At 63.4% G+C, this 7694-nt stretch carries 9 protein-coding genes; 2 read left to right on the top strand and 7 right to left on the bottom strand.

Features of this window, described 5'->3' with window-relative positions; genetic code table 11:
* The coding region (locus tag EOA27_RS13710) for an HIT family protein (protein ID WP_145970343.1) at window positions 1-184 on the top strand (184 nt) is incomplete at its 5' end.
* A gap of 12 nt (window positions 185-196) precedes the next feature.
* On the opposite strand, the gene EOA27_RS13705 is transcribed toward EOA27_RS13710, so the two are convergent.
* The 5 genes from EOA27_RS13705 to EOA27_RS13685 all read right to left on the bottom strand — a co-directional run bounded on the left by EOA27_RS13705 (window position 197) and on the right by EOA27_RS13685 (window position 4894).
* On the bottom strand, window positions 197-547 hold the full coding sequence (locus EOA27_RS13705; protein ID WP_126082641.1) for an AzlD domain-containing protein: 351 nt from the start codon (window positions 545-547) through the stop codon (window positions 197-199).
* Window positions 544-1473: an AzlC family ABC transporter permease gene (locus tag EOA27_RS13700; protein WP_348526242.1), complete on the bottom strand. Its 930-nt coding sequence runs from the start codon at window positions 1471-1473 to the stop codon at window positions 544-546. Before EOA27_RS13700 ends, EOA27_RS13705 begins: the two co-directional genes overlap by 4 nt.
* Window positions 1474-1489: 16 nt before the next feature.
* Window positions 1490-3955 (bottom strand): ATP-dependent Clp protease ATP-binding subunit ClpA, encoded by a 2466-nt coding sequence (gene clpA, locus EOA27_RS13695; protein WP_127256466.1) that lies wholly within the window; start codon window positions 3953-3955, stop codon window positions 1490-1492.
* 6 nt (window positions 3956-3961) lie between these two features.
* Entirely contained in the window at window positions 3962-4288 is a 327-nt protein-coding gene (clpS, locus tag EOA27_RS13690; RefSeq protein ID WP_036258315.1) for an ATP-dependent Clp protease adapter ClpS, read from the bottom strand.
* A 276-nt stretch (window positions 4289-4564) separates the two neighbouring features.
* Entirely contained in the window at window positions 4565-4894 is a 330-nt protein-coding gene (locus EOA27_RS13685) for a phasin family protein (RefSeq protein WP_042642580.1), read from the bottom strand.
* A gap of 287 nt (window positions 4895-5181) precedes the next feature.
* Here EOA27_RS13685 and EOA27_RS13680 point away from each other — a divergent pair, with 287 nt between their 5' ends.
* Window positions 5182-6606, top strand: coding sequence for a D-alanyl-D-alanine carboxypeptidase (locus EOA27_RS13680; protein ID WP_126082639.1), 1425 nt, complete (start codon window positions 5182-5184; stop codon window positions 6604-6606).
* 43 nt (window positions 6607-6649) lie between these two features.
* Here the strand turns inward: EOA27_RS13680 and EOA27_RS13675 are convergent, their stop codons facing one another.
* Window positions 6650-7348: a molecular chaperone DnaJ gene (locus tag EOA27_RS13675; RefSeq protein ID WP_126082638.1), complete on the bottom strand. Its 699-nt coding sequence runs from the start codon at window positions 7346-7348 to the stop codon at window positions 6650-6652.
* A 101-nt stretch (window positions 7349-7449) separates the two neighbouring features.
* Window positions 7450-7694 (bottom strand): DUF1489 family protein (locus EOA27_RS13670; RefSeq protein ID WP_127256463.1); only part of this gene is annotated, 245 nt, incomplete at its 5' end.

Genomic DNA, 7694 nt, shown 5'->3' with positions numbered 1-7694 from the left:
CGCCGACGGCGTCACCATCATGCAGTTCAACGAGCCGGCTTCCGGGCAGACCGTCTATCACCTTCATGTCCACGTCGTTCCGCGCTTCGAGGGCGTGCCGTTGAAGCCGCATCCCGGACAGATGGAAAAGCCGGAGGTGCTGGCCGAGAATGCCGGCAAGATCCGGGCGGCTCTGGCGGGCTGAGATGGGGCGAAATCAAAAGTTCAGATAAAGTCCCGCCAGAAGCAAAAACTCGGCTGTGGCGATGCCGACGACCATGCGCTTTCCCGACGCCAGATAGGCGACGAAACCCAGGGCCGCCGCCGCTATCCTCAAGCCAAGCGAAGTGTGCGCCAGCGCGCCGCCTGGAAAGACAATCAGGTTGCCGATGACGGCGGCAACAAGCGCCGTCGCCATGGTGCGAACCAGCACCAACAGGTCTGAATCTTCGGAAAGCTTGCCGCCAAGATAGACGCCGAGGAAGCGCCAGATATCCGTCGCGGCGAAACCGGCGACGAGAATGAACATGTATGGCCACCACCAGGCGCCGCTGGAAAAGTAACTCACGCTGCGCGCACCTTGCGCCGCCACAATTGCAAGCCACAGGCGACCGTGCCGCCGATCAGTCCGGCAACCAGCAAATCGATCTGCGGCAACACTATGTGGAAGACCGGTCCGAGGACGAGGCCCAGGACCATTGCGACATGCCCTGCCCGCTCGCGTGCGGACCCCCACAACGAGGTCAGGAAATACATCGGCGTCAACATCAGCAACGCCGCCGAAACGGCGGACGGCAGCGCATCCGCCACTGCATAAACGACGGTCACGACGATGACATTCGTCGTCACCAGCGTGCCGCCGAGGCCGGCATAGTAAGTCGTACGCATTTGAGGCGGGACGCGCTTGAGGCGCTCCATGGCCAGCACCCAGGAGGTCACGGCCACGAAATGCGCCAGGAGGTAGAGCACGCATTGCCGGGTTTTCCCGGTGCGCATCTCGGGTGCCAGCGCCATCACCATCGGCATCAGACGTATGGCGGACAACGTGACGGCGAACATCGCCGCCGGCAGCGCCGCTCCCGATGCGATCGCACTCACCAGCACGACCATGGATGGCAGCGCCCACACCGTTCCGGTCATGAAAGCGGCCTGTGCCACCGTGACCCCGGCGTCTTTCGCCAGGGCGGCAAAGCCAATGAACGAGCTGACGAGGATCAGGCCAGGCAGGGAAAAGGCCGCGCGGGCACCACGCAGGAACCAAGTGGAACGAGGCGCTGTGACGTTCGAGGTCCAAGTCGACATGTGCCGGCCATAGCATGCGCGGCCACAGGATGCGACCGCACCGACACGGGCGCATCGTCTTTCCATTGATCCAGGAAAATCCGTTGGCGGTTGGAGGACATCGGCCACGCGCACCGTTAAATTAAGGACAATCCGGCCGATTTCCACGTTTCCTTGCAACAAAAAAGCCCCGTCGCCGGGGCCTTTCTGCAATTCGGAATAAGGCCGATCAGCCCTTGCGCGGCAGTTGCGGCACAAGGCTGCGCTTGTTGCCGTCCTTGCCCTTCGGTTCCGGCTTCTGCGCCACCGCCTTCTTGGGCGCAGGCTTCTTGGCCACCGCCTTCTTCGGCTTCGGCGCGTCTTCCGGCTCTTCCTTCTTCGGCTGCACGGGCGACTCGTCGGCGAGCGATTCGAGCTTCAGGCCGGACTCTCCGGTTTCCTTCTTCTCGACGGTGACGCGCACCGTGCCGCCCTTCTTCAGCTTGCCAAACAGCACTTCATCGGCCAGCGGCTTCTTGATGTGCTCCTGGATGACCCGGCCGAGCGGACGCGCCCCCATGCGCTCGTCATAGCCCTTGTCGGCCAGCCAGGCGATCGCGTCCTGCGACAGATCGAAGGTGACGCCACGCTCGGAAAGCTGGGCCTCGAGCTGCATGACGAACTTCTGCACCACCTGATGGATCACCGGCACCGGCAGCGAGCCGAACGGGATGATCGCATCGAGACGGTTGCGGAACTCCGGCGTGAACAGCCGGTTGATCGCCTCGACGTCGTCGCCCTCGCGCTTGGTCGAGCCGAAGCCGATCGCCGCGCGCTGCGCATCCGACGCACCCGCATTGGTGGTCATGATGAGGATCACGTTGCGGAAGTCGATCTGCTTGCCGTTGTGGTCGGTGAGCTTGCCATGATCCATCACCTGCAACAGGATGTTGAACAGGTCCGGATGCGCCTTCTCGACCTCGTCGAGCAGCAGCACGCAATGCGGATGCTGGTCGACGCCGTCGGTGAGCAGGCCGCCCTGGTCGAAGCCGACATAGCCGGGAGGCGCGCCGATCAGCCGCGAGACGGTGTGGCGTTCCATGTATTCCGACATGTCGAAGCGGATCAGTTCGACGCCGAGCGAGGCGGCGAGTTGCTTGGCCACTTCCGTCTTGCCGACGCCGGTCGGGCCCGAGAACAGGTAGGAGCCGATCGGCTTCTCCGGTTCGCGCAGGCCGGCGCGCGCCAGCTTGAACGCCGAGGTCAGCGCGGTGATCGCGGTATCCTGGCCGTAGACGACGCGCTTCAGCTCGACGTCCAGACCCTGCAGCACCTTCTCGTCATCGGCCGAGACCGTCTTCGGCGGGATGCGCGCCATGGTGGCGATCGTCGCCTCGATCTCCTTGATGCCGATCGTCTTCTTGCGCTTGGCCTCCGGCACCAGCATCTGCGAGGCGCCGGTCTCGTCGATCACGTCGATCGCCTTGTCCGGCAGCTTGCGGTCGTTGATGTAGCGAGCCGAGAGCTCGACCGAGGCCTTGATCGCCTCGCTGGTGTAGCGGACCTTGTGGAACTCCTCGAAATAGGGCTTGAGGCCCTTCATGATCTCGATGGCGTCCTCGATGGTCGGCTCGTTGACGTCGATCTTCTGGAAGCGCCGCACAAGCGCGCGGTCCTTCTCGAAGAACTGGCGGAACTCCTTGTAGGTGGTCGAGCCGATGCAGCGGATCGCGCCGGACGACAGCGCCGGCTTCAGGAGGTTCGATGCATCCATCGCGCCGCCCGAAGTGGCGCCGGCGCCGATCACGGTGTGGATCTCGTCGATGAACAGCACCGCGCCCGGATAGTCCTCGAGCTCCTTCACGACCTGCTTCAGCCGCTCCTCGAAGTCGCCGCGATAGCGGGTGCCGGCCAACAGCGTGCCCATGTCGAGCGCGAAGATGGTGGCGTCCTGCAGCACTTCCGGCACATCGCCTTCGACGATGCGCTTGGCCAGGCCCTCGGCGATCGCCGTCTTGCCGACGCCGGGGTCGCCGACATAGAGCGGGTTGTTCTTGGAGCGGCGGCACAGCACCTGGATGGTGCGGTTGATCTCGCTGTCGCGGCCGATCAGCGGGTCGATCTTGCCGGCGCGGGCCTTGTTGTTGAGATTGACGCAGTAGGCCGTCAGCGCGTCCTGCTGCTTCTTCTTGCCGTTTTCCTCCTGCGGCTCGGCGCCGTTCTGGCCGCCCTGCTCGTCCTCGGCGCCGCGCGGTGTGCGCGATTCCGAAGCGCCCGGGCGCTTGGCGATGCCGTGCGAGATGTAGTTGACCGCGTCGTAGCGGGTCATCTGCTGTTCCTGCAGGAAATAGGCGGCGTGGCTCTCGCGCTCGGCGAAGATGGCGACGAGCACGTTGGCGCCGGACACTTCCTCGCGGCCGGACGACTGCACATGGATCACGGCGCGCTGGATGACGCGCTGGAAGCCTGCCGTCGGCTTGGAATCCTCGTCGTAGCCGGTGACGAGGTTGTCCAGCTCGGTGTCGATATAGGTGAGAACGGTGTGCTTGAGCTCGTCGAGATCGACGTTGCAGGCGCGCATGACGGCGGCCGCCTCTGTGTCGTCGATCAGGGCAAGCAGCAGATGTTCGAGCGTCGCATACTCATGATGCCGCTCGTTGGCGAATGTCAGCGCCTGATGTAGCGCCTTTTCCAGGCCTTGGGAGAAAGCCGGCATGTTACCTCACTTCTTCTCCATCACGCATTGCAGCGGATGCTGATTCTGTCGGGCGAAATCCATGACCTGGGACACTTTGGTCTCGGCCACCTCGAATGTGTAGATGCCGCACTCGCCCACTCCATGATTATGAACATGAAGCATGATGCGTGTGGCGGCCTCGCGGTCCTTTTGGAAAAAACGCTCAAGGACGTGAACGACGAACTCCATGGGAGTGTAGTCGTCGTTCAGAATGAGGACCCGGTAGAGGCTGGGCTTTTTGGTCTTGGTCTTGGTGCGCGTGATGACAGCGGTACCGCGACCGGGATCGTTGCGGTCCCCGTCACTTTGCATTCGCACCACGCCTGCCGTGGCAGTCAAACCGATCGTCACGTAGTCCAGCCTTTTCGAATCCTCATGCGAGTTCAACATGTAGGTTCTCGATGGACGATTTTAAGCCCTTCTGTTTAGCTGACAATATGGCTAGGTGGGCAAACCTAAGCGAATTTCTCAATCGTGAATGCGGCAATGTGCATCGGGTTGCGATCGGCCACGAAAAAACCCGGCCGCGCTACCGCGACCGGGTCCTTTTCACAGGCCGGCTGGCCGTATGGATATGATCCGGCGAAATTACTTCGCTTTGGCGACCACCGATTCGAACGGCTTGTAAGCCTCCTTGGCGAGCTCGGCATAGAGATTGCCGATCTTGCTGGCCTCGGCCACGAAGCTCTCATAGCTCTGCTTGGCGTAATCGGTCTGGATCTCGATGGCCTTCTCGATCGACTTGGCCGCGAACAGCTTCTCGAAGGCTGCGCTGCCGGCCTCGAAGCTCTTCTTGGTGTATTCGCCGGCTTCGGTGGCGATCGCCTGCGCGCCCTTGGTGAGCGAGGCAAAGCTCTTCAGCCCGGTGTCGGCAAACTCCTTGCCGTATTTCGTGAAGTCCTCATAGGTCTGGGTCATTTCATACTTCCCTTGGTTGAAACGCCCTTTCTGCCCCGGGCGCCCTTGTGCAATGCACCTTAATATATTGTGCAACGCACAAAAGTCAAGAATCCCTTGGTGCGCAGGGGCTCCAGCGCCGCCGGCCGGTAAAATTCGATTAAAGAGAAGCTCGATTTGCCGAAAAATGGTGAACGCGGCGGTTACCATAAACGGATTGGTAACGCTGACCGCGATAGCTTGGCCGGAAGTGAGGCAGGCACTCCCGTAGCCGCCTCCGGGGCAACGAAAATTTCAGGGTAGTAACGGTGCGTCAGGCGTTGTCGGGGCTGGTCTCCAAATCCTCATTCTCCTTCAAGGCAGTCATGGTCGCCGCGCTGGCGATGACGATTATCGCTGCCGATGTGGCGTCGGCCCTTGCCGCAAAGTCCGCGGCCATTGTGGTGGATGCCAAGACCGGCAAGGTGCTCTATTCGGCCGACGCCAATGGCCGGCGCTATCCGGCTTCGCTCACCAAGATGATGACGCTCTACCTCACCTTCGAGGCGCTGGCGAAGGGCCGGGTCAGCAAGAATACGCCGGTGCCCTACTCAGCGCATGCCGCGGCCCAGCCGCCGACCAAGCTCGGTGTGCGCGCCGGCGGCTCGGTTCCGGTCGAGACCGCGATCCTGTCCATGGTGACGAAATCGGCCAACGACTCCGCCACCGCGCTCGGCGAGTTGCTCGGCGGCAGCGAGGACAATTTCGCCCGTATGATGACCGCCAAGGCGCGCCAGCTCGGCATGAACGGCACCGTCTTCCGCAACGCCAACGGTCTGCCCGACCCCGGCCAGTTTACCACCGCGCACGACATGGCCATGCTTGGCATCGCGCTGCGCGAGCACTTCCCGCAATATTACGGCTATTTCTCGCAACGCTCGTTCCTGTATGGCCGCCAGCGCATCAACGGCCACAACCGTCTGCTCGGCCGTATCAAGGGCGTCGACGGCATCAAGACCGGCTACACCCGCGCCTCGGGCTACAATCTCGTCTCCTCCGTCGCAGACGGCGACCGCCGCCTCGTCGCGGTGGTGATGGGCGGCGCTTCCGGCCGCAGCCGCGACAACCAGATGGCCGCGCTGATCACCACCTATCTGCCGCGCGCCTCGACGCGCGGCGGCGGCGATCTCATCGCCAAGGGCAACGACAACCCGATCAAGACGCTGGCCAAGGTCTTTTTGCCCAAGCATGACGCACCGACTCCGGACGAAAAGCCGGCGACGGACGACACTGTCGTTGCCTCGGCCGACGACGTCCAGGACGACACCCAACAGGTCGCCGAAGAGACGAAGCCCGTGATCCAGGTCAGGAAGGTGAAGACGGTTGCCGTGGCCGCCGTGGCGCCGGCTGCCAAGCCGCAGGAGACCACATCGCAGGCGGTCACGGCCTATGCCGAACCGACACCCGCCGCGCCGGCGATCGATCCGGTGAAGACGTCGTCGGTGCCGTCAGGCTGGGTGGTTCAGGTCGCTTCCTCGCCCACCAAAACCGGAGCTCAGAGCCTTCTGGATCAAACCGCCAAGCAGGCGCCGAAGGTCCTCTCCGATGCTTCCGGCTTCACCGTCGCCTTCGACAAGGACGGCGTCACCTACTACCGCGCCCGCTTCGGCGGCTTCGGCTCGAAGAATGCCGCCTGGAAGGCCTGCGATGCCCTGAAGCGGAAGAAAATCTCGTGCTACGCCGTCGAGCAATAGGCGGCTGTTCAAATCTCCCGGAAGGTACCGGCGTCGAAGGAGACTAATCGTGATTGGAGAGCAGGACGTCCTTGGCTTCATTGATCCGCGCCGCCAGGACAGACGTGCCACCGACATCGGCGTTCAGGCGCTGCATCAGGCGGCGGTGCGCCTTGCGGATATCCGCCGCGGCGGCCCCCGCTTCAAGACCAAGGACCTTGTAGGCCTCCTCCTTAGTCATGGCGCCCGCACCTGGCGCAACACTCAGCCCTTCGCCACTGTGCGGCTGCGCGTCCTTGCGCCAGACGGGAAAACGGCCGTCAAGATACGTCTCTAGGAGCTGGCGGCTCTCCGGATCGGGGCTGAGCTCGCCATAAAGCTGGCGCAGATCCGTCAGCCCCATCGCGCCAAGCATCTTGCCTTCATAGCGCCCGGCCAGAACAAGCCCCTCGAGCCTGCCGCTGTCATGGTCGAGGTCCATTTCAAGCGCAGCGGTGCGCACCGTCGAATGCTTGGAAGCGGCAGCCCGCGCCGGAGGCCGTCTCGTGCGAATCCAGCCGACCCAGGCGAGCGCCGCGAGCAGAAGCAGTCCGCCGATGAGGCTGCGGCCGAAGACCAGCATGGGCGCGCCGACCAGCCCCAGCAAAGCCGGCCCGAGCGATCGCAGACCGTCGGCCATCCTCGCCGCATCAGCACGCACGAAGAGCAACGCGGCGCCAAAAAGCACCACAAGGATTGCCGCCAATGCGAGGATCACACCCATCGGTTTGCGCCGCCATACGGATGACTGAGCATAGGAAATAGGATGGGACCTAGGTCCGGCGCTTGCAAGCCCCCACGCTTGGCGAGCCGAAGGGCCAGCGCTTAGAGCAGGCCGAGTTCGGCGAGTTCGAGCCTCAGCTTCCGCGGCATCTCGGCGAGTGCCGCCATGCCCTTGCCGAGATCGGCCGGCGCATTGGCGGGCTTGAGGTAACGCCAGCCCTGGAAGGCGCGCCGCGGCTGCCAGTCGGTGCGCACGACCTCGGGATCGAGCACCAGGTGACAGCGGCCGATACCTTCAGCGTCGGTGAAGGGCCTGATCTCGGTGATCAGCTGCCGGCATTGCACGC

Origin of the sequence: Mesorhizobium sp. M2A.F.Ca.ET.037.01.1.1, assembly GCF_003998075.1 — a bacterium.
In the GTDB taxonomy this organism is placed as follows: domain Bacteria; phylum Pseudomonadota; class Alphaproteobacteria; order Rhizobiales; family Rhizobiaceae; genus Mesorhizobium.
The sequence above is the reverse complement of the archived record's forward strand: the minus strand, read 5'-3'. Positions and strand labels throughout refer to the sequence as shown.